The 23983-nt window shown below is 32.7% G+C and carries 29 protein-coding genes and 1 pseudogene; all 30 read right to left on the bottom strand.

Features of this window, described 5'->3' with window-relative positions; all coding sequences use genetic code 11:
* Positions 1-71: 71 nt before the first annotated feature.
* Entirely contained in the window at positions 72-1646 is a 1575-nt protein-coding gene (locus G540_RS0104855) for a recombinase family protein (RefSeq protein ID WP_027107152.1), read from the bottom strand.
* On the bottom strand, positions 1646-2917 hold the full coding sequence (locus G540_RS07095) for a recombinase family protein (RefSeq protein ID WP_051188968.1): 1272 nt from the start codon (positions 2915-2917) through the stop codon (positions 1646-1648). The genes G540_RS0104855 and G540_RS07095 overlap by 1 nt, the downstream gene beginning before the upstream one ends.
* Positions 2918-2968: 51 nt before the next feature.
* Complete coding sequence (locus tag G540_RS07415) at positions 2969-3136, bottom strand: SHOCT domain-containing protein (RefSeq protein WP_155885136.1); 168 nt, start codon at positions 3134-3136, stop codon at positions 2969-2971.
* Positions 3129-3524 carry an RNA polymerase sigma factor sigma-70 region 4 domain-containing protein gene (locus G540_RS0104840; protein WP_027107151.1) on the bottom strand — a complete coding sequence of 132 codons (396 nt, stop codon included), beginning with the start codon at positions 3522-3524 and terminating at the stop codon, positions 3129-3131. The genes G540_RS07415 and G540_RS0104840 overlap by 8 nt, the downstream gene beginning before the upstream one ends.
* Positions 3525-3647: 123 nt before the next feature.
* Positions 3648-5597, bottom strand: a complete 1950-nt coding sequence (locus tag G540_RS0104835; RefSeq protein ID WP_027107150.1) for a DNA polymerase — start codon at positions 5595-5597, stop codon at positions 3648-3650.
* Positions 5598-5808: 211 nt separating this feature from the next.
* Positions 5809-6363 carry a DUF2815 family protein gene (locus G540_RS0104825; protein WP_027107149.1) on the bottom strand — a complete coding sequence of 185 codons (555 nt, stop codon included), beginning with the start codon at positions 6361-6363 and terminating at the stop codon, positions 5809-5811.
* Between the two features lie 2 nt (positions 6364-6365).
* The gene (locus G540_RS0104820) at positions 6366-7331 is read right to left on the bottom strand and encodes a YqaJ viral recombinase family protein (RefSeq protein ID WP_027107148.1); all 966 of its coding nucleotides are present in this window, start codon (positions 7329-7331) and stop codon (positions 6366-6368) included.
* Complete coding sequence (locus tag G540_RS07090) at positions 7324-7611, bottom strand: hypothetical protein (RefSeq protein ID WP_035463614.1); 288 nt, start codon at positions 7609-7611, stop codon at positions 7324-7326. The genes G540_RS0104820 and G540_RS07090 overlap by 8 nt, the downstream gene beginning before the upstream one ends.
* A gap of 2 nt (positions 7612-7613) precedes the next feature.
* The gene (locus G540_RS0104810; RefSeq protein WP_027107147.1) at positions 7614-7796 is read right to left on the bottom strand and encodes a hypothetical protein; all 183 of its coding nucleotides are present in this window, start codon (positions 7794-7796) and stop codon (positions 7614-7616) included.
* A 160-nt stretch (positions 7797-7956) separates the two neighbouring features.
* A complete protein-coding gene (locus tag G540_RS07525) occupies positions 7957-8331 on the bottom strand; it encodes a 1,4-beta-N-acetylmuramidase (RefSeq protein WP_235807546.1) in 375 nt (124 codons plus the stop codon).
* 75 nt (positions 8332-8406) lie between these two features.
* Positions 8407-8778, bottom strand: a pseudogene (locus G540_RS07520) (GH25 family lysozyme); the annotation flags it as partial.
* Between the two features lie 97 nt (positions 8779-8875).
* The gene (locus tag G540_RS0104795) at positions 8876-11611 is read right to left on the bottom strand and encodes a phage tail tape measure protein (protein WP_027107145.1); all 2736 of its coding nucleotides are present in this window, start codon (positions 11609-11611) and stop codon (positions 8876-8878) included.
* A gap of 161 nt (positions 11612-11772) precedes the next feature.
* Entirely contained in the window at positions 11773-12804 is a 1032-nt protein-coding gene (locus tag G540_RS0104790; protein ID WP_027107144.1) for a virulence RhuM family protein, read from the bottom strand.
* 82 nt (positions 12805-12886) lie between these two features.
* Positions 12887-13051 carry a hypothetical protein gene (locus tag G540_RS07500; RefSeq protein WP_169439103.1) on the bottom strand — a complete coding sequence of 55 codons (165 nt, stop codon included), beginning with the start codon at positions 13049-13051 and terminating at the stop codon, positions 12887-12889.
* Positions 13048-13413, bottom strand: a complete 366-nt coding sequence (locus G540_RS0104780; RefSeq protein ID WP_027107143.1) for a hypothetical protein — start codon at positions 13411-13413, stop codon at positions 13048-13050. Before G540_RS0104780 ends, G540_RS07500 begins: the two co-directional genes overlap by 4 nt.
* Before the next feature lie 10 nt (positions 13414-13423).
* Positions 13424-14014 carry a major tail protein gene (locus G540_RS0104775; protein WP_027107142.1) on the bottom strand — a complete coding sequence of 197 codons (591 nt, stop codon included), beginning with the start codon at positions 14012-14014 and terminating at the stop codon, positions 13424-13426.
* Positions 14007-14333, bottom strand: a complete 327-nt coding sequence (locus G540_RS0104770; RefSeq protein ID WP_027107141.1) for a hypothetical protein — start codon at positions 14331-14333, stop codon at positions 14007-14009. The genes G540_RS0104775 and G540_RS0104770 overlap by 8 nt, the downstream gene beginning before the upstream one ends.
* Positions 14326-14706 carry an HK97 gp10 family phage protein gene (locus tag G540_RS0104765; RefSeq protein ID WP_027107140.1) on the bottom strand — a complete coding sequence of 127 codons (381 nt, stop codon included), beginning with the start codon at positions 14704-14706 and terminating at the stop codon, positions 14326-14328. Before G540_RS0104765 ends, G540_RS0104770 begins: the two co-directional genes overlap by 8 nt.
* The gene (locus G540_RS0104760) at positions 14693-15034 is read right to left on the bottom strand and encodes a phage head closure protein (protein WP_027107139.1); all 342 of its coding nucleotides are present in this window, start codon (positions 15032-15034) and stop codon (positions 14693-14695) included. The genes G540_RS0104765 and G540_RS0104760 overlap by 14 nt, the downstream gene beginning before the upstream one ends.
* The gene (locus tag G540_RS0104755) at positions 15034-15309 is read right to left on the bottom strand and encodes a head-tail connector protein (protein WP_027107138.1); all 276 of its coding nucleotides are present in this window, start codon (positions 15307-15309) and stop codon (positions 15034-15036) included. The genes G540_RS0104760 and G540_RS0104755 overlap by 1 nt, the downstream gene beginning before the upstream one ends.
* A 22-nt stretch (positions 15310-15331) precedes the next feature.
* On the bottom strand, positions 15332-16522 hold the full coding sequence (locus tag G540_RS0104750) for a phage major capsid protein (RefSeq protein WP_035463612.1): 1191 nt from the start codon (positions 16520-16522) through the stop codon (positions 15332-15334).
* Complete coding sequence (locus G540_RS0104745) at positions 16522-17280, bottom strand: head maturation protease, ClpP-related (RefSeq protein WP_081653545.1); 759 nt, start codon at positions 17278-17280, stop codon at positions 16522-16524. Before G540_RS0104745 ends, G540_RS0104750 begins: the two co-directional genes overlap by 1 nt.
* The gene (locus G540_RS0104740) at positions 17210-18508 is read right to left on the bottom strand and encodes a phage portal protein (protein WP_027107135.1); all 1299 of its coding nucleotides are present in this window, start codon (positions 18506-18508) and stop codon (positions 17210-17212) included. Before G540_RS0104740 ends, G540_RS0104745 begins: the two co-directional genes overlap by 71 nt.
* Positions 18509-18540: 32 nt before the next feature.
* Positions 18541-20106 (bottom strand): terminase large subunit, encoded by a 1566-nt coding sequence (locus G540_RS0104735; protein WP_035463611.1) that lies wholly within the window; start codon positions 20104-20106, stop codon positions 18541-18543.
* 103 nt (positions 20107-20209) lie between these two features.
* Positions 20210-20584 (bottom strand): hypothetical protein, encoded by a 375-nt coding sequence (locus tag G540_RS0104730; protein WP_027107133.1) that lies wholly within the window; start codon positions 20582-20584, stop codon positions 20210-20212.
* A 90-nt stretch (positions 20585-20674) separates the two neighbouring features.
* A complete protein-coding gene (locus tag G540_RS0104725; RefSeq protein WP_027107132.1) occupies positions 20675-20845 on the bottom strand; it encodes a DUF5049 domain-containing protein in 171 nt (56 codons plus the stop codon).
* On the bottom strand, positions 20835-21062 hold the full coding sequence (locus tag G540_RS0104720) for a DUF4314 domain-containing protein (protein ID WP_035463610.1): 228 nt from the start codon (positions 21060-21062) through the stop codon (positions 20835-20837). The genes G540_RS0104725 and G540_RS0104720 overlap by 11 nt, the downstream gene beginning before the upstream one ends.
* Positions 21062-21289 (bottom strand): DUF6900 domain-containing protein, encoded by a 228-nt coding sequence (locus G540_RS0104715; protein ID WP_035463609.1) that lies wholly within the window; start codon positions 21287-21289, stop codon positions 21062-21064. Before G540_RS0104715 ends, G540_RS0104720 begins: the two co-directional genes overlap by 1 nt.
* Positions 21290-21351: 62 nt before the next feature.
* Positions 21352-22731 carry a DNA cytosine methyltransferase gene (locus G540_RS0104710; RefSeq protein ID WP_027107129.1) on the bottom strand — a complete coding sequence of 460 codons (1380 nt, stop codon included), beginning with the start codon at positions 22729-22731 and terminating at the stop codon, positions 21352-21354.
* The gene (locus tag G540_RS0104705) at positions 22724-23974 is read right to left on the bottom strand and encodes a site-specific DNA-methyltransferase (protein WP_027107128.1); all 1251 of its coding nucleotides are present in this window, start codon (positions 23972-23974) and stop codon (positions 22724-22726) included. The genes G540_RS0104710 and G540_RS0104705 overlap by 8 nt, the downstream gene beginning before the upstream one ends.
* Positions 23975-23983: the final 9 nt, after the last annotated feature.

The raw sequence follows: 23983 nt of genomic DNA, 5'->3' as shown, positions 1-23983 counted from the left end.
ATATATTCTGAAACTTTAATTATAGAGACTATTATACAAAAAAGCCTTGAAATGCAAGGCTTTTAGCGTTTTTAAAGTTCTGTCTTGATTTTCGTGCCATCTTGAAAGACGACCAAGATTTCCTTTTTTGAATGGATGGTTAGGCTTTCTACTAGGCTGCACCATAGGTCTTCATTAAATTCTGTGATGATATCTTGTCCTTCTAACTTTTCAATGAACTCGTTTATCAAGTCGTACTTACTGTTTTTATCTATTATCTTTTCAACTACATCATCAAGTTTTGCTTTGGCGGTTTCAAACCTTTTTACTAGGTCGTTATATTTTCTTTCGTATTCTTCTTGATCTTGTGCAAACCTTGAGTTTTTACCTATCTCTTCATTTATTAGTTCAGAGATTATGCTTATCTCGTTTTCTAGTTTTGCTTGTTTTTCTTCTAAGACGTCAGTCTTAAATAGCTCTTTCGTTATCTCCTTATGCGTTTTAATGAGTTCACCTTTATTTTCAAATAGCTGATTTGCTGCATTTATAAATACCTCTTTTATCTCATCTTCTGTTAGATGAGGCGTTTTGCATTTTTTATCGAACTTGCAGTTACATTGCCATATGGTTCTCCTATATTTATCATTTGAGTGCCATACCTTTGGTCCATAATAAGACTGACAGCTCCCACATATAAGCCTACTTGAAAAAATACTAATTCTTGAAGTTCTGATATTTAGCTTTTTTCTTTGTTCTATCATTCTTTGAACTCTATCAAAGGTTGATGGCTTGATGATTGCTTCATGGTTGTTTTTCACATAATATTGCTGGATTTCTCCGTTGTTTCGTTGTTGCTTTTTACTGAGGAAATCTACTGTGTAATATTTTTGAAGTAAGGCATCACCCTTATATTTTTCGTTTGTCAAAACGCTATGGATAATATTTGAATACCATTTGCTTTTGCCGTAGACCGTTTTAATTCCTTCTTCCTCTAGCTTTTTTGCGATTGCTCTTTCTGAGTATCCTTTTAAGAAAAGTGCATATATCTTTCTTACGACTTTTGCTTGCTCTTCATCTATTGCTAGTTCTCCATTTTCTCCTTTTTTGTATCCTAGAAGGTTTTTATAGGCGACAGTGACTTTCCCATCAGAGAAGCCTTTTCTTTTACCCCATTTCACATTTTCTGATATAGATCTACTTTCTTCTTGGGCAAGAGAACTCATGATAGTGATGAGTAGTTCTCCTTTAGAATCAAGTGTCCAGATGTTTTCTTTTTCAAAGTAAATCTCGATTCCTTTTTCTTTTAGTTTTCTAACTGTTGTAAGGGAATCTACTGTATTACGAGCAAACCTTGATACTGATTTAGTAACAATGAGGTCAATCTTGCCATTCATTGCGTCTTTTATCATTTTGTTAAAGCCTGCACGCTTTTTGGTATTTGTTCCGCTTATTCCTTCATCTGTATAGACCTTTACAAACTCCCAGTCATCTCTACTTTTGATGTAGTTAGTGTAATAGTCAAGTTGTGCGTCGTAGCTTGATTGCTGTTCATCTTTATCGGTACTTACTCTTGCGTAGCCTGCAACCTTTCTTTTCTTGATTTCGCTTATCGGCTTTTTGTTAAATTTACTTATGGTTGCAGGTATTGTCGTTACTCTTTTTTGCACTATTTTCCTCCTTTCTTTTTGTATTTACCTTTAACTTCTTCTCCGTTTTTAAGTCTTATGACCATGTCTTTTTTGTTATAAAATTCGATTACTTCTATATTCTTATTAAAATAGTCAGTGGTATATTCTTTTAGGTTTAGAGCTTCTGCTATCGCTCTTTTAATTTTTAGGTCGCTCATCATTGCGGTATTACATGGCACTTCATCTTTGAACCTTTTTTTATCTTTTCTATAACATTTCCAGTAAAGACCTCTACCTCTTTTTACCGATACCCTGCACCCTACAAAATCCGAACCACAGCACATGCATTTTAGCTTCCCACTAAATTCTGTCTTATTTTCATCTTTAATTGGTGGACCAAGATGCAGACTAGAACGCTTTTCTTTTATTTCTTGGACTTTATCAAAAAGCTCCTGCGTGATGATACCTTCATGACTATTTTCAACTCGGTATCTTTCTACTTCGCCGTAGTTTTTCCTCATCTTCTTATTTCCGATTTCAGTTATATATTCCTTTTTAAAGACCATATTCCCTGTATAGGTAGGATTTGTGAGAATGCATTTTATGCTTGCCCAGCAAAACTCATTATTTTTAATGCTTTTAACGCCTAGCTTATTTATCTCTTTGGCAACTTCTCTAAAACTCATATCGCCTTTTGCATAGAGTTCATACATCTTTTTTACAATGCTAGCTTCTGGTTCATAGGGAGTTAAGGTTTCACCTATCCATCTATATCCAAATATCTGAAACTTACCACCAGCATTTACCATGCCTTTTTCAATTCTCTTTTTTATGCCCCATTTGACGTTATCTGATATGGACTTTGATTCTTCTTGTGCAAAGGAAGCAAGAATTGATAGCATAAGCTCTCCATCACTACTCATGGAGTTAATATTTTCTTTTTCAAACCTTACTTCTATCCCTTTTGCTTTTAACTCTCTAACGGTTTCTAATAGGTCGACTGTGTTTCTTGCAAAACGCTGGATAGATTTAGTTAGGATAATATCGATATTTCCTTTATCGCATTCAGCTAGCATTTTGTTAAATTCAGTTCTTTTCTTTATGGATGTTCCAGATATTCCAAGGTCTGCAAATACGCCCTTAAACTCCCAGCTTGGATTTGCTTGAATGAATTTATTGTAGTAGCTAACTTGCATTGATAATGAATGCCTTAGAGCACTTGTATCCATAGAAACACGGGCATAAGCACATACTTTTTTCTTGTCTTTGATGATGTCCTTTTTAGGCTTTATTTGTATTATTTCTTTCATCATTTACCCTCCTTTCTTTACATACATATATCACTCTAAAAGGCTTATTTATCAAGTTAAATCTGCTGATAACTCGCTTATATAAGGCTTATATTTTTCAAGCAAAATACCTCTGATATTCTTAAATTCACTCTTACTTATTACGCCATCATCTAGTAGTTTTTGATAAAAGGATATGGCAACTTGATACATCATTTCATTTTGCTTTTCTTTATCCATTACTGCAACCTCTAAATCTATGCTCGATATAGCAGGCATGAGTGCAGTATTTTCTTTTTTCGTTTTTATAGCTAAAAAACTCTTTATTACAATTGGCACAAGTCTTTGCGATAGCCGTTTTTCTATTTAGCTTTTTCTTATTGGCATTCCACCATTTTGTTTTACAAGCCTTAGAGCAAAACTTGACATTTCCTCTTTTCCCTTTGGTATTAATGATTTCTTTACAGTATTTGCAGTTGATGATTTCTAGCTTGCTCTTTTTATTCCTTTGGTTTCTACAAAATGATTTAACTGAGTTTAGATTGACGCCTAGTTCTTTTGCTATTTTTTTATAGCCTAGTCCATCCTTTCTTAAGAGGATGATTTTTTCTTTGATTTCATCGTTCATGATTACTACCTCCTAATAGGTAGCCTTGGGAGAAGGTGAAATCGGATGTTTTTTATAAAAAATTTTTTAGAAATAAAAAAGACGAGACAGATTGCCTCGTCTTAGCAGTGTTTACTTGTTCTTTTAATCTTTTTTATAAAACTCGCAAATATATCCATCTGCATTTAGATATAAATCTTTACACCAATCTGGAACTTTGCTCATCTTCTTACAGATTTCATCAAGAGAGATATTATCTTTTGCTTCTAAGATAATCTCATCATGAACATGGGCTACTATATCTAAATCAGCTAAATTCCTTATGCCTTCCATTAGTAAGTCTCTTGATATGGCTTGCACTATGTTTTCTACAAACTTTGGACCGTAGCTTTCTATTTTCTCCCACTTCTTATTTGCTCCGATTCCTTGATAAGTTATTGATTCACTTCCATAAGCGTTGATTTCTATTTCGGGCTTGATGTATGTGAGTGTTCTTTTTGACGGCAATTCTATAAATAAAGCCTTTCCTTTATATAAAAACTTTATGCCGTTAGTTTCTGTTTCTTTTTTCGTTTTGATTGCTCTTTTTATTTCTCTATCTACATTCCACCAAAGATTTACTATATTTGGATTTGCTTTACGCCATGAATCTACTAGCGGTTTTAGGTCTTCTTCAGTAAGTCCCATATCGAGAGCCCCCATAGCTTTTAAGGCTCCAACCGATCCGCCATATCCACAGGCAAGTTCTGCGACCTTTCCTTTTTGTCTTAATTCTCCATTAACACCATGTTTTTCTACTGGAACATTAAACATCTGTGAGGCACTCATGCAATAAATGTCTTTACCTTCTCTAAAAGACTGATTTCTCCATTCTTCTCCTGCAAGATATGCTATGACTCTTGCTTCAATAGCACTAAAGTCTGCTACAAAAAAGAGTGTATCCTTTTTTGGTATAAAGGCAGTACGGATAAGTTCTGATAGAGTATTTGGTATATCTTCATATAGTAAATCTAGGGCTTCAAGATTTTGCATTTTTACAAGTTCTCGTGCCTCTTTTAGATCCGTCATGGAGTTTCTTTTAAGGTTTTGAAGTTGGACAAGTCTTCCGCTCCATCTACCCGTTCTATTTGCTCCTAGAAATTGAAACATACCACGGCATCTATCATCAGTGCAGCTAGCGTTTATCATAGCTTCATATTTTTTAATTGATGACCTTGATATTTTTTGCCTTAAAAGTAGTACCTTTCTTGCTTTTTCATCAACCTTATCAAGAAGCTCGTTGACCACTTTTTTATCGAGGCTTTCTGTTTCTATGCCATGTTCTTTTAGCCAGCTTCTCATCTGCATGACTGAGTTTGGATTTTCAAGATTAGTTAGCCTTGATAGTTCGTTCATACATTCTTTTCTTGATATATCGTTTACCTTGATTGCTGATGTAACAAAATCTCTATCAATCTTTATCCCTCTATCATTGATGATTTGATCTAATTTATATTCTTCCCATAGGAAATCTGGGACAGGATGATTTTTAAGTTTTTCTTGCAATCTAACTTCTACCTCAACATCACGCCTATTATATTTCTTAAAAAGCTCCCATTTTTCCTTATCGTGATAGTAGTGGTTTCTTTTTCTATTTCCATTTGTTTTGGTTGGCGTACAAGGAATACAAAAATATCTGATGAGGTCTTTTCCTGCTCCTAGTTTTTGTTTATCAAGACCAAGAACCGCTCCCACTCCTTCAAGGGATAATGGTAGCCCCATATAAGCAGACCACACCATAGAACATCTCCAAGACGCAGGACTTAAATATTCTCCCACCTTCATGCCAAGATGATGGGACAAACAGATACGCTCAAAGTTTGCATTAAAAGCCCACTTGATAACCTCGTCACTTTTAATAGCTTCTATTATTTCTGTTGGTATTTTTTCTCCACTTGCTAGGTCAACTACTTTTACTGCTCCGTGGTTTATTGAGTATGCAAAAAGAAGCACCTCAAAGTCTGGACTACTCGCATATTTATATACACCCGACTTTGATAGATTTGTGCTAGAAAAAGTTTCAATATCAACTGAGAGTGTTTTTATTACTTCCATATATTCCTCCTTAAAGTTAAGTGGCAAAGATTAACTCTCTGCCACTTATCCCTTTTCTTACCTTTGCATTCTTCGTCTATTCATCTTTTCTTTTAAGAATCTGATAAAACTTTTAAGCAGATCCACCCAAATGATGGTGGCTAGAGCTATCACGAAGCAAAAGATAAAAACAGTGTTAATGTGATCCATAAACTGATACATATCTATCCCCCTATGCTAGAAAATCGTCATCACCTTCAAATGATGTGAAATCATCAAATGCATTACTTCTTCCACCTAGCATTTCTCCATCTTTAATCTTTTGGATATTACCAAGTCCGCAAGCAACTCCTTTATTACCGTTAGAGTTAAAAGCGTAGAAGTTTAGTGACACCCTTGCATAGCAACCTGAATAGACTTCTGATTTATCAAGGATAGGATCAACATTCTTATCCACGATTTGAGGTGGCGTTACTGAATTAGCATTTAAGAAATAATGTCCTTTATACGCTTCATCATCACGCTCAATATCTCCATCACGGAGTGGAAGTTTGATAGCAACTTTATTAGGCTTTTTACCTCCAAACTTGGCGATACCTACTTCGATTGCAGCATCTACTGCTTTTTCAATAGCGTCTAGCGTTTTCTTATCGTCCTTTGGAATAAGAACAGATACAGAGTATTTTTCTTTTCCTCCATTGATTGAGACTGCTTCCCATACATTGGCATAGCTTAGTCTTGTGTTTACTCCAGTGATAACCTTTGTGTTTAGATTAGTTGTTTTCATAATTATTCTCCTTTTTCTACTTTGAATTCGTTGTTTACATTGTTTTCGTTTATTGTTATCCTCACGTAGCCTTTACGCTTAGATACTTTTTCCATCAAGTACTTTTTATAGATTCTTGGATGAGATACTTTTAGAGACTCTTCATCAATAACCTTTTTAATACTTTGTGTTTCATCTACCCTTGAAAAGCTGACTCCATTAGGCGTTGACCATTTACGAACGCCATACGCTTTCATTGCTTCAAAGAGTTCTTCTTTAACTGCTTTTAACTCTGCTTCTAGCTTCTTAAATCCCTTTAGCTGGTTTTCCAAAGCTACAATCTTTTTTGAGTTTTCTACGATAAGAGCAGGCATAAAGTCTTCTTCCGTCATACTTGGATTTTCTTTTAGTGCCATTAGGTCTTGTTGAAACCTAGCTACACTTTCTAAAATCTCATCTACCATCTCTTCATAATCAGATAGTTTGATTTCATAGACTTTAAGTTTTGCTTCATCAATAGTCTCTGGAATAGAAAAGTCGCTTCTTTCATAAACTGCAAGGATTCCTTTGTGCTTTTTTGCATTTACCATGTAAAAGAGTAATTGCACAAGATAGGTCTTATAGTCTTCAAGTTTTGTTTTGACATTAGATGTTGTTTTGATTTCCAAAACGCTATCTTTATTTATGCCATCAACATTGCACCTAAAGTCTAGACTTTCTCCATCGCTTGGACTTAATACTCCGATAAAGCTATCTTCCTTAAAAGGATCGCCTTTATATGACTGATTGATATATTCCCTTATCTTTGGTTCTAAGAGATTCCCATACTCGGTATACTCGTTTCCTTGAAATTCATTCTTTACAAGCCCTGCTTTTTCTTTTAAAAGCTCCATTCTTGATTTGAAAAATGAAATCTCCATAAGAATCGGAATATCACTCCCACCAATATAGCGGTGTCTTTTTTCTGTGACGCTAATGCTTTTATTCATCTTCTAGCTCCTTTACTTTTTCAAGCAAAGAATCATAATCGCTTTTCTTTACTTCACTAAGCCTATTTACACCTAGTGATAGGATGATTTCTTTGATAGCCTTGGTATGACCTTTCCTTGACTTATCAGCTAAAATGCCTCTTAGCCCTTCAAATGAAACAGATGATACTTTTTCGCTTTTTGTTTCTTCTTCTGCTAAAAGTTTGCTAGCGATTTGTTCCAACATTTTGCTACACTTTTTTAGCTCATTTGCGAGTGTTACAAGTTTTTCTTTTTCCATCTTTATTCTCCTTCCCTGCTAATAGATACTTCTGAAATCTTGTCTCCTGGCACGAACACCATCACATCTTTGTCTTTGCCTAAAAAGAAATAGAGCAGTTTTTCTTTGAAGGTCAAAGCACGGTAGCTTGCTAAGCCTTCATTTTTAGGCTTTTTGCTTAAGCTGATTTTGAGTTTATGTTTCATAATCTTTCCTCCTTTCTAGAGGTCTTACTTATCGCCTCTATTAGGTAGCCTTGGGAAAGGAGCAAATCGGATGTTTTTTATAAAATTTTTCAAAAAATTTTTTTAGGCATAAAAAAAGAGCCCATCCTAGAGTTTTTTCTAGAATGGGCTTTCCCTGTTTTTAGATGAGTTCGTTTACTCTTGTTTGGACTTTATCGTAGTCGTATCCTGCGTTTGTTAGGCGGTTATATCTTTCTTCTCCGTTACCCCAATCACCATGGATAACTTCTCGTGCGATAGTATCTACTGACTTAAGCGTCCTCGTGATTCCTAGTTTTTCGTTAACTTTGTCTTGCACTCTATCATAATCATAGCCTGCGTTGGTTAGGCGGTTGTATCGGTCGTTTCCGTTACCCCATTTGCCTTCAAGCACTTCGTCTGCTAATTCATCAACGCTTTTAGTCTTTGATACAGACTTTGAGGTTGTGCCTTTTGCATATCCGTTAAATCCCATGTTTTTGATGATTGCTGGATAATCAACATAAGACATATCCATATCAACCCGACCGCCAATGCCTGCTACATGTCCGCTTGATGTGTATTGCCATAACCCGTATTTGCCATCGTACTGGCAGGTGTCATTCCATTGTGCAAGCCAAAAAGCATAACGATTACGAACCTCTACGCTTACATAGTTTTCTGCTGCTGATAGTGAGGTGTAAAAGCCAGCAAAGAAGCCTTGTCTTTCAAGCTCATTACAAAAAGCCGTAATTAGGCTAGAGCAAAAATTCCTGCCACGATTTAGTTGGCTTCGCTCTTCAAGGTCAAAGTAGATAGGATAATCAAGCTGCCTGCCTTTTAGAATATCGGCACATGATTTTGCTTCCCTTACCGCTTCACTTGCTGAGTCGGCATAGGAATACCAGTAAGCTCCGACATGTAAGCCTGCTGCTTTTGCTTTGCGGTAGTTTTCAGCAAACCACCATCTCGACCTGGTATGGATAGTGTAGTGAGCTTTGGTTCTGGAATACCTATATTAAAATTTTCAAGAACAACTTTATATTCTTTATAAATATCTACATCATTAAATTTAATTGTTATCATCCTCTATCCTTTCTTACAGATATTTTTCCTAAGCCCTCATCAATTGCAGGTAGTAGTTTTCCAACCAATGTTCCATCTTCTAGATAGATACCTTTGCTACTATTTTCTGCAATTATTGATAGGTAGTTTTCCATTTGTGTATTATCTGCATTACTATTTAGCATTTTTTCAAGATTATTATAAAAGTCTTTAAGTGGAAGTATAGCTTCTGCTCCTGCCTCGCCACCTGCCATAAGTGATGAGCCATTCATTCCAAATATAGTCGGTCTTTTCATAATTCCACCGTCTTTATACCAATCAATAGATAGTTTTGGAACTCTTGGTGGTGCTATTGAAAATCCACCTCTAATAGTAAAATGTGGTAGTTTTATCTTTGGTAGATTTAGTTTTAAGCCACCAAAGAAACCTTTAATTTTATCTATTATTCCTTTTATCTTATCTTTTGCAGTTTGAATTGGAGATACAATTGCATTTTTTATTCCATTCCATACACTTGTTGCAGTATTTTTTATACCATTAAATACAGAGCTTATTATGTTTTTTAGTCCATTAAATATACTTACGACTGTATTTCTAATTCCATTTACTACGCTACTAATAACTGATTTGATAGCATTCCAAATAGTAGAAACTACTGATTTTATTGTATTTAAAATAGTTGTAATTGTAACTTTTATCCCATTAAAAACTGTGGTAATAACTGTTTTAATTACATTTACTACTGTTGTAATTACTAGTTTTATACTATTCCAAATGATTGTAATTACCGTTTTTATGATGTTAAAGACAGTTACAATAATAGTTTTATAGATATTAAAATATGTCATAACTATTGTTTTAATTACATCAAATACAGTAGTAAAAATTAGTTTTATAGATTCCCAAAGATTAATAAAGAAATCTTTTATACCGTTCCAAACTGTGGTAATAATTAATTTTATTGCCTCAAATATTGGAGTTAGAAATTCTACTATACTATTCCAAACTGTCATTATTACTGTCTTAATTGATTCCCATAGTCCAATCCAAAAATTCCTAAATGCCTCTGATTTATTCCAAAGTAGTACAAATCCTGCAACTAGTGCTACGATAGCTGCAATAATTAGAAAAATTGGATTAGCTAACATCACTGCATTGAGTGCAATAAAACCTGTTTTCAATACTCCTATAACGCTTACTAGTGTTGGAATTATTGTCATAATAGTTCCTACTGCCGTTATTATTTTTCCAATAATAAGTAGTACAGGACCAATTGCAGCTACAATTAATGCAATAGTCACAATTATCTTTTTTGTCCCATCATCTAATGAAGAAAACCATGTAGTTAAACCTTTAATCTTATCTGCTAGTTTTTCCATAATTGGAGCTATAACTTCCATTACTGCTCTACCTAGTTCTACCATCATATTTTTAAGTCGATTAATAGACTTTTGAATTTTAAAAGAATTAGTCTGCAATTTTGAAAAAGCAGTATCTGTTGCACCAGTGCTATTATTCATTTTACTTAATACACCATTAAAATCTTTAGCACTATCTCCTAAAATAGTAAGTCCTGCTTTTGCTGCCTCGGCACTTCCAAACATATCTCCGAGTGACTTACCTTGTTTATCTGCCTCTTTTTTCAAAATAGCTAAAACATCAGATAGTGAATAGCCTTTTTTCATTAATTCTCCAAAGCTCATACCTGTTTGGTTTCTTAAAATAGTTGATGCCTTTGTTCCACTTTTACCTAATTCATTAAGCATTGAGTTCATATATGTAGTTGATTCTGCAGTTGCGATACCTTTTGATGTCATCACTGCATAACTTGCTCCTAATTGTTCGATACTTACTCCATAGGCATTTGCAGTTGGTATAACTTTACCCATAGAACTTGAAAGTTGTCCTACTGTTGTTTTTCCTAAATTTTGTGTTTGAATTAAAATATCTGATACTTTATTTACTTCACTAGCTTTAAGTCCATAGGCATTCATAATAGTAGTTAATACATCAAGTGCTGCACCACTTTCTGCAAAACCTGCTTTTGCAAGTTTAGAAGATTGTGCTACAAAGTTAACTGCGTCACCTGTCTTTTGACCAGCAGATATTGCGTTATAGACATTTTCTGCAATCTCACTAGAACTTATACCTGTTTGGTTAGATAAATCCATGATAGATTTTTCTAATGTTTTAAGTGGAACTTCTGTTGTATCTGCTATGGTATTTACTTTTGCCATTGCATCTTCAAAATCCATAGACATTTTGCTACTTGCTCCACCAATTGCTACAATTCCAGCAGATACGGCAGTCATTTTCTTACCTGCATTTTCTATGCCTTTTCCTACTGTTTGCAGTTTAGTTCCTGCTTCAGATATTTTAGTTAATGCATTAGTTGTATTTTTAGCTTCACTTTCTAGTGATTTTAGTTTGCTTTCAGTTGCTATAATTTCTCTTTGAAGTGCATCATACTTATCTTGACCAAGTTCTCCTTTTTCAAGTTGAATTTTTGCTTGTTTATCTGCTTCTTTTAATGCTTCTAGTTTTTCCTTAGTTCCTTTGATTTCATTTTGGAGTAACTTTTGCTTTTGTGCTAAAAGTTCACTATTTCTTGGATCTAATTTTAATAATCTATTAACATCACGAAGAGAAGACTGCGTTTGTCTTATTGATGAATTAACACCTTTTAAGGCTTTATCTAAACCAGTAGTATCTCCACCAATTTCAACGGTTATACCTTTTATTCTACTTGCCATCAGTTACTCCTTTCTTTTAATTTTTGGCATAAAAAAAGACACCTACGTAATGTAATTGCCTTAGTTTGATTATCGTGTCGAATTACACACGGTTAACTTTTAAAACCCTCTCGAATTTGAGGTGGGTTTAAACGGGTAGAATTCAACCCCTTTTAAAAATTCTATTCATCTAGTTTTTTACTTTCTAAAATAAATTTATCAAAATCAGATACAAATAAATTATCTTGAATAATGCGATACTTTTCATATTGTGTTTCTGCATGAAGTTTTGCTTGTTCTGCACTTATTTTTCCTGCACCCATCAAGATTTCTCTGCCATTAAATTCAATAAAACCATCTAGCTTTTTAGACCAATCTTCCATGCTCATTGGTATTTTTCTTTCTGCTTGTAATTCTGCATAATCTAAATACATTGATACTATTCTTTCTAAAAAATTCATTTCTTCTTTGTTTAGATAATTTTTAGCAATAGTTACATCTGCTTTTAGTATCTTTCCGTCAGGTGCATTTTCCCATGTTTCAAGTCCCATATGTTCTTTGTTTGCATCTGCTCTTTCAACAATTAATTCTGATGCAGTATGTCTATGAACTGCATAGTGTAGTTTGTTTTGTACAGTTTGAAAAAACAACCTTGTAGTTTGAGCGTTTTTATCATAATCAAATGCTGATGTGTAAAGGTCTGTTACTTTTTGATAGAATTTTCTTTCAGATAGTCTAATTTCTCTAATAAGTTGAAGTTGTCTATCAAAATATTCATCAGTAAACATATGACCTTTTTTAATTCTTTCAACATCCATAGTCCAACCTTGGATAGTATAATCTTTTACAATTTTATTTGCCCATTTACGAAATTGAACTGCTCTTTGATTGTTAACTTTAAAACCTACTGCTATAATGGCTCTTAAATTATAGTGGTCGATTTGCCTTTTAACCTCTCTATTTCCCTCTTTTTGAACTATTAGGAATTTCCTAATAGTTGCCTTTTCTATTTCCCCATCACTAAATAGTGTTTTTAAATGCTCATTAATAGTTGGTATTGATATTCCATATAACTCACTCATCATTTTCTGTGTTAGCCATATATTCTCATCTTCATATCTTACTTCAAATTGTTCTTTATTATCTCCAGTTGATGCTATAAAAGTTAAATATTCCGCTGCACTAGAATTCACTAATTCATTTTTATTTGCCATATTATCAACACCTTTCTTTCTCTATATTTCTTGTACTTATTATACAATAATAGCTATTTTTATTAAAGTAAATTACTACTATTTAAAACTTATCAAAGTCACTCTGGCTTGCTACTTTCTTGTATTTCACACTATCATTTGCTTTTTCTGTCCATATATCTAGCACTATTCCTATTGTTAGTAAATCTAAATCATTTATAGATATTCCCAGTTCTACACATCTTAATAGGAATAGTGGTGTTGTCATTTCCCTGCTACTTTTTTGAAGTTTTTTTTAGACTCAATATCTGTCATCATATTAGTACCCCAAAGTTCTAATATTTCAGGTAAGATTTCATAAATTGAAAACATCTCAAATTGGTCTAACCAATCTTCAATCGTTGCAGGTATTTTATTATCTGCATGATAAGCCATTATATATGCAACATTTTCAAAGATTTCTAAATCTTCAATTTCAAATTCTGATTCACTACCTTTGAATGATTTTTCAAGTTTAGATAAATCTTTAAAAATATCTCTTTTAAACTTGATTCTATATAGTCTTGGAATAGTTGCAGATGACTTAAATTTTACTTCTTTATTATTTATTTCTATTGTTTTTTCAAGCATTGTCTACCTCCTATTTTCCACCGACTTGTTTTGGACTTTCTGGCTTTTTAGCTGGAATATATACAGAAGAATACCAATTGTTATATGTTGTATCTTTTGTAGTGTCTCCTGTTCTAGATTTAACTAAACCATCACTTCTAGGGTCGCAAGTAAGAGATAATGTTTCAGTACCTGGCTCGATTGATTCTTCTTTTGTTTCTGATTCTATTGATGGTCTATTGGCAGAGCAATTATACATCACATGTCTTATTGCTTTTTTATCTCCATCAAATTCAAAAAGTAGTGCAAATTTCTCTGTTTCTGTTACTTCTGAATTTTCAATTAGTACTCCATTTGTATCTAATTTTTCTTTTAGTATTTCAGTTCTAAACCATTCAGGGATAAGTGCAATTTCTAAATCTCCGCTATATCCATTGTTTGATGTTGACCTAAAATATACAATTCCATCTGCATAAAAAGGAGATGAATCTCCCTCTGCTTCTAAACTTATACTTACTGCACCTGGTATTCTTTTAGGTTCTTCATAATTATACCCATCATTTGTTTTATTTAATTTTGCAGCATAAACATTTTTTAAATTATATTTTACTTTATTACTCATATTTTTCCTCCATTTCAAATTTGTAAAGTACTTCATATAGTTTTTCACTAGCTATCCATACTTCACTTTTGTCATAAAAAATACCATACTCATCGAGTACGGCTTCTACTTTCCTTTCTAATTTAATATCTTTTTTATTTGAATAAATCTCTAAATTTACTCTATTTATTTTGTAGTACACCTTTCCATCTGCTCCCATATGATTAGTGCTTGGAAGTAGATAAATTAGAAAAGGTGGACTTGGTGATTCACCTTCTGCAAAATGGTCATATGCAAATGGTAAATCTATCTTATCTATTATTTTTAATATCTTATCCATCTTGTAAATTTTTAATAATCTCCTTTTCTAATTTCTTAATTGCCTCTTCTTCAGCTGGTTTTATATGTGGCATAGCTTTAACCCTGCCACCATTTCTTTTTGCATGACCATACTCAAGTAAGTGAGATAATCTATAACCGCTCGGTGTATAAACAGTAACTGCTATACTATCTCCTGTTTCTTTTACTATTTTCTTTTTCCAACCTTTAGCATATTTACCTGTCTTTTTAGGAGCATTAGCTTTTATATCTTTTCTTGTTTCATCACTAATTTCTATAACAGTCTTTTTAATATTTTCTGTTGTCTTATTTTTATAATTTTCAAGCTCAGACATCACAGCTTTTGCTAAATCATTAATGTTAGTCTTTTTCATCTTCACACCTTTGACAATGTAGCTTGATAGTTTTCTTTTTATAGTTCATATGGTCTATACCTTTAATTTGGTAGACAGTATTTTTAAATACAACTCTATAATTAGTTGATGTTATATCTTTTATTTCATTTGAATAACGAACTGTAAAATCTATCTTTGATTCGTCCCACACATTACCAGCAGCTGTTACTTCTGTCGGGCTTTCACTACTTATAGTTGCATAAAGATTAAAGTAATCACTCCATCTATTAAAGTGATTACCTATTTTATCTTTAACTACTTCTACTTTTTGAATTGTGATTCTTTCATTTAAAAGTGCTATTTTCATTAAAACTCTGCCTTTCTCATTCCAAATAAAAGGGAGCGAAGTGTTAACATTAAGTCTTTATGATTAGCCTCTTCTCTATGCTCATAAAGATAAGCAACCGTATAGAGTATTGCTACTTTAAAATTGTCTTTATCTGTTATATCTTTTTCATCATCAATTCTAGCAACGCTTAAACATATGCTTTTAGCAGATACTAGAAGGGATGAAATAAGAATATCATCTTCACTAGTATCTACTCTTAGATAGTTTTTCATCTCATCTAATGTAATATTCATTTAATTTCATCCCCTTTCTTAATTATTTACCTGTTGCTTTTATAGGTAAGATTTGGACTGCTTCTTGAAGAATCAATTTTCCATCAACTCTTTCTTTAGCAACAAATCCAACCATTCCATTTCCTGCAAATAACTCTTTTAATTCTTGGAAAGATCTAGTTCCTCTATCTCCAATGTTATAGTAGCTAAAATCACCAAAAGCAATTTTATCTTCTGGAGCATATGCAGATGTATAAACTTTATATCCAAGTAATCTATCTGGTTCTCCATCTTGATATGATGGTTGCCAAATATATGTACCATTATTATCTTTTAATGTTCTAATTTCTGCGATTAGCTTATCGTTTAAAATAAATGATGCATTTTTTCTATAAGGTCTTTTTAAAGCATAAACTAGTTTTGCTAAATCATCTGCTTTAAGAGCTGTAACTTCTTTTAGTAAATTACCACCTTTTGTTTTATGGAATATACCTGTTGGCTTATTATTCCCATCACCGTTTAAGAATGCGTCTTCTTCTGCATTAGCTAGTGCTTTTCCAAAGGCCTCCATTACATAATTTTCTAAATTAAAAGCATTATCATATAGGAGTTCTTCTGTAATTTTAATAGCTACATGAAGTTTATGTGCATCTAGATTTATTTGTTTAAATTTAGACTCTCCAAATGTTAACTCTCCACCTTCTTCAATCCAAGCAGCTGCTGGGTCAGTGGCTGCAATATTAATTTTATGCTTTCCACTTGTAGAAATTTCATAAGCTAATTTTCTTATAATATTTTCTTCTTTAAGTGTTGTAACTAATCTGTCATCATATTCATCTGGCACTAAATATCCACCATCAGTATCTATTCCTTCTTGCAATATATTATTTACATTTCTAAAATTAGACCTAAAAGCACTTAACATAGCCTTTTTATATTCATCTCTTGCTCTACCTTTCTTTTCTTCTTTTTTCTCTGTTTCTATTTTTACATTTTGTGGCTTTTCTGTAATTGCCTGATTTATTGGTTTAGATAATTCTTTATCCATTTCTTCCATCTCCTTTAATCTTTCTATTTGAACACTGTAATCTCTTACTTTCTGTTCTAATTCGTTATAGACTTTTGCATCTTCTTCAGATAAAAGTCCGTCCTTATCTTGTTTTTCCTCTACAAAATTTTTAGCAGTATTCCATGCTTTATTTCTCTTTTCTATCATTTCTAAAACTTTATTCATTATTTATTCCTCCAATTCTTAATTAAATCTAAACGACCAAACAAGTCAGTCGCTTTTACTTTATTAATATTTTCCTTTCTTTCTATTTTGCACTTGTGTGCGATTTTATTTACTAATGAGTTCATCACTTTTATTTGTGAAAAACTATCTGATACATTTGGCATTTCCAAATTCTCTAGTGATTTTCTATCTATAATTCCATCAACAAAACCTAGCTCGATTGCTTTATTAGCATTCATCCAAGTTTCATTATTCATTAAGTTAGAAATCTTATCTCTACTAAGTCCAGTTTTAATTTCATATGCATTGATGATTGATTCTTTTACTTCATCAAGCATAGAGATTACTTGTTTCATAAGTTCCTTATTCCCATAAACTTGAGTTATAGGGTTATGAATCATAAGTAATGATACAGGTGATGCTAAAACTTCATCTCCTGCCATTGCTATAACTGAACCAGCAGAGGCTGCAAGTCCATCAATCTTTACTGTGACCTTGCCTTTATACTCTTTTAACATATTGTAGATTTGTGCAGCTGCAACACAATCACCACCTGGCGAGTTAATCCAAACAGTAATACTTCCATCATCTTCAAAAAGTTCATCTTTAAAGATTTTAGGTGTTACATCATCATCAAACCACGACTCATCAGCAATTGTTCCATTAATAAAAAGTATTCGCTCTTCATTAACTTCTTCGCTTTTGTTTTTTATTTTTCTTTTTTGAAAGCTCCAAAACTTCCTCTTCTGATTTTCCATCTTCTTTCTCCTTTTCTTCTATATTTGCAAATGCTCCTGCATTTTTTAGTGGTAGCATATTTCCATTAACTAGATATAAATCTCCACCATCTTCTTTACTTATCATATCTAGATTTTCAAGTGCTCTTATATCATTTGCACTCATCCAGCCATTTTGACGACCGACTGCATATCCATTCATACGAGATTGGTAATCTCCACGAAGCAGTCCATCAACATTGAATTTAATAGAATACTTTTGCTTTTCTTCATCACTTAATAGTTTCTTTGTGATAGCTTGCTCCCACCTTGAAACCCAAGGGTCAAGTGTGTATTTAACAAATTCAAGTGATTGTTGCTCTATATTAGAAAAGCTAGACTTTTCAAGGTCACCAACCATATGTGGTGGAACTCTAAAAATTCTAGCTATCTCATTTATTTGAAATTTTCTAGTTTCTAAAAACTGTGCCTCATTTGGAGAGATTGAAATTGGTGTATATTTCATGCCTTCTTCTAAGATTGCTACCTTATGAGCATTATTTCCTGAAAAGCCTTTACTCCAACTTTCCCTCATAGCTTGTGGATTTTTAACAGTACCTGGATGTTCGAGTATCCCACTAGGTGTTGCTCCATTTGAAAAGAACTTCGCACCATATTCTTCTGTTGCAATTGCCATACCAATTGCATTTTTTGCCATAGCAATTGGTGAGTATCCAACAAGCCCATCAAAACCAAGTCCTGGTATATGAAGTACATCACTTTCTGAGAGTTTAATGCTCTCACCACCCATTCCACTTGATTTATATTCATAATAAATATGTCCACTATCATCTCTATCTACTGTCATTTTATCTGGCATAAGTGGATAAAGACCTAAAACTTCGCCACGACCATTTCTAATAATCTGTGCATAGGCATTACCCCAAAGAAGTAAGTGGCTCATTAATGTTTCTCTAAATATAAAACTTGTCATTTCTGGATTTGGTTCATCATGAAGCACTTTATATAAAGGATGATTGATTGCTTTTTCTCTTTTATTGTTAGTTACTTCATAAATATGGATAGGTAAACTTGCAAGCGTTTCAGACAAAACCCTAACGCATGAATAAACGGCAGTCATTTGCATTGCAGTTTTTTCATTTACTTTACTTCCACTTGAACTGATACCAGTTAAAAAGTTGTATGTACTGCCACTCATTTTGTTTTGTGGCTTATCTCTTGTTCTAAAAAAATATTTAAATATTCCCATGTTTTTCCTTTCTTAAAATTAAAAAAGAACCATTACATAAATAACAGTCCTCTATCATCATAGACGCTTTCTTCACTAACATTGCCACATCTTATTGCTCTATCAAGTGCCATAATTGTAGCAATCGCTCCGTCTATTTTTTCAGTTGATTTTTCTTTATCTGCTTTGATATTTCCTGCTGGGTCTCTTCTTATAAAGATATTATCCATATTCCATCTTAAAACTGGATGACCACCATGAGCTAGTTTTTGTTCTAGTGTTAGTTTCATCAGTTCTTTAGTTGGTGGGCTCATATCTTTAAATCCTTGTCCAAATGGAACAACAGTAAAACCCATACCTTCTAAATTTTGCACCATTTGAACTGCTCCCCATCTATCAAAAGCAATCTCTCGGATATTAAATCGTTCTCCTAGTTTTTCTATAAACTTTTCTATAAAGCCATAGTGAACTACATTTCCCTCTGTTGTTTTAATATAACCTTGCTTTTGCCATAAATCATATGGAACATGATCTCGTTTAACTCTTAAATCAAGTGTATCTTCTGGTATCCAAAAGAAAGGTAGCACCTTATATTTATCTTCCTCAGCTTCTGGTGGAAAGACTAATACAAACGAAGTCATATCTGTTGTAGAAGATAAATCAAGTCCACCATAGCAAACCTTACCTTCAAGTTCTTCTTCACTAATATTAAAATCACACTTATCCCATTTATCCATTGGCATCCATCTAACAGATTGTTTAACCCATTGATTAAGTCTTAACTGTCTGAACGCATTTTCTTCTGCTGGGTTTTGTTTAGCAGAGTTAAAAGCAGACCTTACTTTTTCAATTGGAACAGTTACTCCAAGTGATGGATTAGCTTTTTTCCATACTTTTTCATCTGACCAATCATCATCTTCATCTGCTCCATAAATCACTGGATAAAATGTATGGTCAATTTTTCTGCCACTAATAATATCCTTTGCTTTTTGATGCGTTTCATAGCAAATTGAATTAGTATCTGTTCCAGCAGTTGTAATTAAAAAGTATAATGGTTGAGTTCTAGCATCTCCTGAACCTTTGGTCATAACATCAAAGAGCTTACGATTAGGTTGAGTATGAAGTTCATCAAACACTACACCGTGAATATTAAAACCGTGTTTAGAATAAGCCTCAGCAGATAACACTTGATAAAAGCTATTAGTAGGTAAGTAGATTATTCTTTTTTGCGAAGTTAGAATTTTAACTCTACGGTTTAGTGCAGGACACATTCTTACCATATCGGCTGCAACATCAAAAACAATCGTTGCTTGTCCACGATCAGCTGCACAACCATAAACTTCTGCTCTTTCTTCTCCATCTCCACAACAAAGAAGAAGTGCAACGGCAGCTGCAAGTTCTGATTTACCCATCTTCTTTGGAATTTCAATATATGCAGTATTAAACTGTCTGTATCCATCGGGTTTTAATATTCCAAATAAATCTCTAATAATTTGTTTTTGCCAATCTAGTAATTTAAACTTTTTACCTGCCCATCTACCTTTTGTATGAGTTAAAAGTTCTATAAAATTAACTGCATAATCTGCACTTTTCTTATCATAAGTTGATGTCTTAAGCATAAATTTGGTTGGTTTGTAATCATTTGTTTTAATAACTATCTCCTTTCCAACTAAAAAAGAGCCTTTATAAAAGCTCTTAAAGTTTAATTATTTTGTTTTTAAATTATAAAATGTCCCATCTTCCTTGTTCTTTATTATAAATGTAGCAATCATCTGCCCATGAATCTTTAGCTTGTTTTATTAATTCATCTCTATTTTTAAAGTCTATTGCTTTAACATTTGTTTCATTTCTATCTCTTCCATAAAAGATTGATACATTTTCTTCTGGATTATTGAAACTGTGTCCTTTCTTAGTTGGTTCTAATTTTTCTGCTAATATTGAACAATCTCCAAGTTCTATAATCTTTTTAACTTTATCTTTTTGGTAATAATATTTTTTAAGAAATTCTAGCATTTTGCTAGGTTCTTCTGAATTGTGAAGGTAAATTGATTTTCCTCCGTTTTCTTCTTTTATTGCTATTCTTGCTCTTCTGCTCATGTTTTTTCTCCTTTAATTTTTGTTATATACATATTCCCGTACTATCGACTATATATCAAGTAAATTAGGCATATTTCTTTAAATATCTGCTTATTTTCCAAGAATAAAGGCAATATAATCAGATTTTTGTTCTTCTATAAATATAACTAATTCATAAAAGCCTTTATCATGAGCAATTCTTTGAACCATTACAGTATCTAGCATATTTGTAAGTCCAGTATCTCTAATTTCTAATATTTGCTCTTTTATTTTATCTGTCATCTTCTATTCTCCTACATATATCTTCATTTAAAACAACATTTAAGCTGCTACCATTATCCCACTTAACTATTATTGAACCAATGTCATCAACTCCCATAACAGTTCCTTTTGTTCCAACTGAGGGAGCGTGTTTATCTTCCATTTTAAGTAATTCAACTCTTACACCTTTTGGATATTTAATTCTTAGTTCTTCTAAAATCTCTTTTTTAACAACCATTATTTAATTCCTTTTAATGTATCTTCTTTTCCAAGGTCATATGCTTTTTGCATTAGTTCTCTAATTGACCATACTGATATATCTTTAAAGTCTAAATCATCATGATGTCTAGTTTCTAAAGTTTCAAATTCATATAAAACATCTTTGCATATCTTCTCGAATTTCTTTTCAGTTTCATTTAGTGTATTTGGATTTATGATTTGTTCCATAATTTTTTCTTTATTCATGGTTTTCTCCTTTAATTTTGTTATGTACATATTCCCGTAGATTGGTTTATATATCAAGTAATTTAGCCATTATTATTAAAGTTTTTAATACTATTTAAGACAAAAACTACACAAGGAAGAGCTACACCATTTCCCCACATTTTATACATTGCACTATCTGAATAAGGATTTTTAAGCCATTTTATTATTTGCTTATCTGTCTTTGGTCTTTTAGATTTAGTTACTACTTTTCTATGTGTTTCAAATACTTCTCTCCAAAACTTAATCTCTTTATACGTTGGATTTTCAGTTTCTAAATCATCACACCAATAATCTGGAAAGCCTTGAAGTCTTAAACATTCAAGTGGAGTTAATCTTCTTACGATGTAATTATCATTTACAAGTGGTGGGTCTTTATAGTCTGTTGCAACTAATGTATTTACTAGTTCTTTTTCTGCAATAGTATGAAATGAACTTTTTGAAGTTGAATAGCAAACTGCTACACCACCTTGATTAGCATTTGGATTATTTCCGTTGGTATCAAGTGCTCTTGATGTATCTGTTTTATAGATATTTGCTCTTACATTTTTAGTATTATCTGATGTAAGTCTTATATCAAATATGCTTTTATCTTCAACCACAAAGGGAGTATTTCCCCCGCCACTGCCAAGATTTGCTCCAAGGGTAGTACTTACTCCTATTGGTCCAGTATACCTTGTGTCTTGACCATGATTTTCAAATACTAATTTTGTATCATTGATGTGTTTATCAGTGCTTTTTCTAAAATCTCTGGTAGCTTTTTTCCACACTTTTTTGCCCTTGCTAGTATTCCAAGACTTGCTTTCTTGCTTAAATAATATTTGCTCGCTACTTTGTCCATTAAAATCTGCGACAAGGAAGATTCGTCTTCTTCTTTGTGGTACTCCGAAATATCTAGCATCAAGCACTCGCCATGATATGGAGTAATCTCTTCCCATGATTGTTCCTGCATTTTGCCATTTTGTAGATTTAGGTATAAATATATCTTCTTTTTTAACTTTGCAGATTTCTTCAAGGACACATCTAAAATCTTCCCCTTTGTTTGATGAGAATGCTCCTGGCACATTTTCCCACACAATGTATCTTGGTTTTTCTCCATTTGTTTTATTCCTCATTTCCTTTATTATTCTTATTGCTTCATAAAAAAGACTAGACCTTGTGCCATCTAGTCCATTTCTTTTTCCTGCAATTGATAAGTCTTGACAAGGACTTCCAAATGTTATGATATCTACTGGTTCTATTTCAATACCTTTTATCTTAGTTATATCTCCTAAGTGTTTAACATTTGGTAGTCTTTTAGTTGTAACCCTTATAGGAAAAGGTTCGATTTCAGAATTCCAGATTGGAGTAATATTTGAAATTAAAGCTCCTAACTCAAATCCACCAGAGCCTGAAAAAAGACTACCTAGTGTTAAATCACTCATCTTTAACCTCTACATCACTATATTTATATTCTTTACCATCTCTAATTAAGATTACATCTTCACTTGAACCTTTTAATTCTATGTATCTTTTTACTGCAACATCTACAAATTTTGGTTCGAGTTCTACTCCATAGCAAATTCTATCAAGCTCTTCACAAGCTATTAGTGTTGTAGCAGAGCCTAAAAATCCATCAAGTACCAATCCATTTGTTTGAGTACATTGTTTAATTAGATATGCTATTAAAGCTACTGGCTTACTTGATGGATGACCAAATCCCTCTGTCTTAGAATTAGAAAGTCCGTCAAATTCAAATATTGCTTTTTGCTTTTGATCACCATACCAGATATGTTTTCCATCTTTTCTCCACCCCCATATAATTGGCTCCATATTAAACTTCCAGTCAGTTCTCATAAGTGGGGCTCTTGGTTTCTTCCAAATAAGTCCTGCTCCAACCTTAAATCCTGCGTCTTCATATGCATCATAAAAAATACGAGCTTTCATAGTTGCATAAAAAATATAAATAGATGCATCTGTTGACATTGTTTCCTTAAAATTATTAAAAGCCTTAAGTAAAAACTCATAGGCTTCTTTATCTTTAAGATTATCGTTTTTTATTTTTCCTGATGCACTATCTAAATCAATCATATATGGTGGGTCTGTACAAACTAGATTTACTTTTTTATCTTCTAGTAATCTTTCATATGTTTTTAAATCTGTACTATCTCCACAAATAACTTTATGCTTTCCAATTTTCCAAATATCTCCATTCTTACTTATGCACGGCTTTTTAAGTTCTTCTTCTACATCAAATTTATCTTCTTCAACATCTCTAGCTTCATCAAATATTTTAGATAGCTCTTCTCCACTGAAACCTAAAAGGTCAATATCAAAATCCATACCTTCGAGTTCAGATAATTCAACATTTAAAAGTTCATTATCCCATCCAGCATTGAGTGCTAGTTTGTTATCTGCAATAATGTATGCTTTCTTTTGTGCCTCACTTAAATGCTCTTCTTTAATACAAGGTATCTTTTTAAGTCCTAGCTTTCTTGCTGCGAGAATTCTACCGTGACCAGCTAGTATTGTATTATCACTTGTAACTAAAACAGGATTTAAAAATCCAAACTCTTTTATACTTGCAGCTATTTGATTTACTTGTTGTTCATTATGGGTTCTTGCATTATTGACATAAGGTATTAGCTCATCAATATCTGCAATGTAATATTTTGTTTCTTTATTCATCTTTCCTCC

It is taken from the genome of Ligilactobacillus ceti DSM 22408 (assembly GCF_000423245.1).
In the GTDB taxonomy this organism is placed as follows: domain Bacteria; phylum Bacillota; class Bacilli; order Lactobacillales; family Lactobacillaceae; genus Ligilactobacillus; species Ligilactobacillus ceti.
The sequence above is the reverse complement of the archived record's forward strand: the minus strand, read 5'-3'. Positions and strand labels throughout refer to the sequence as shown.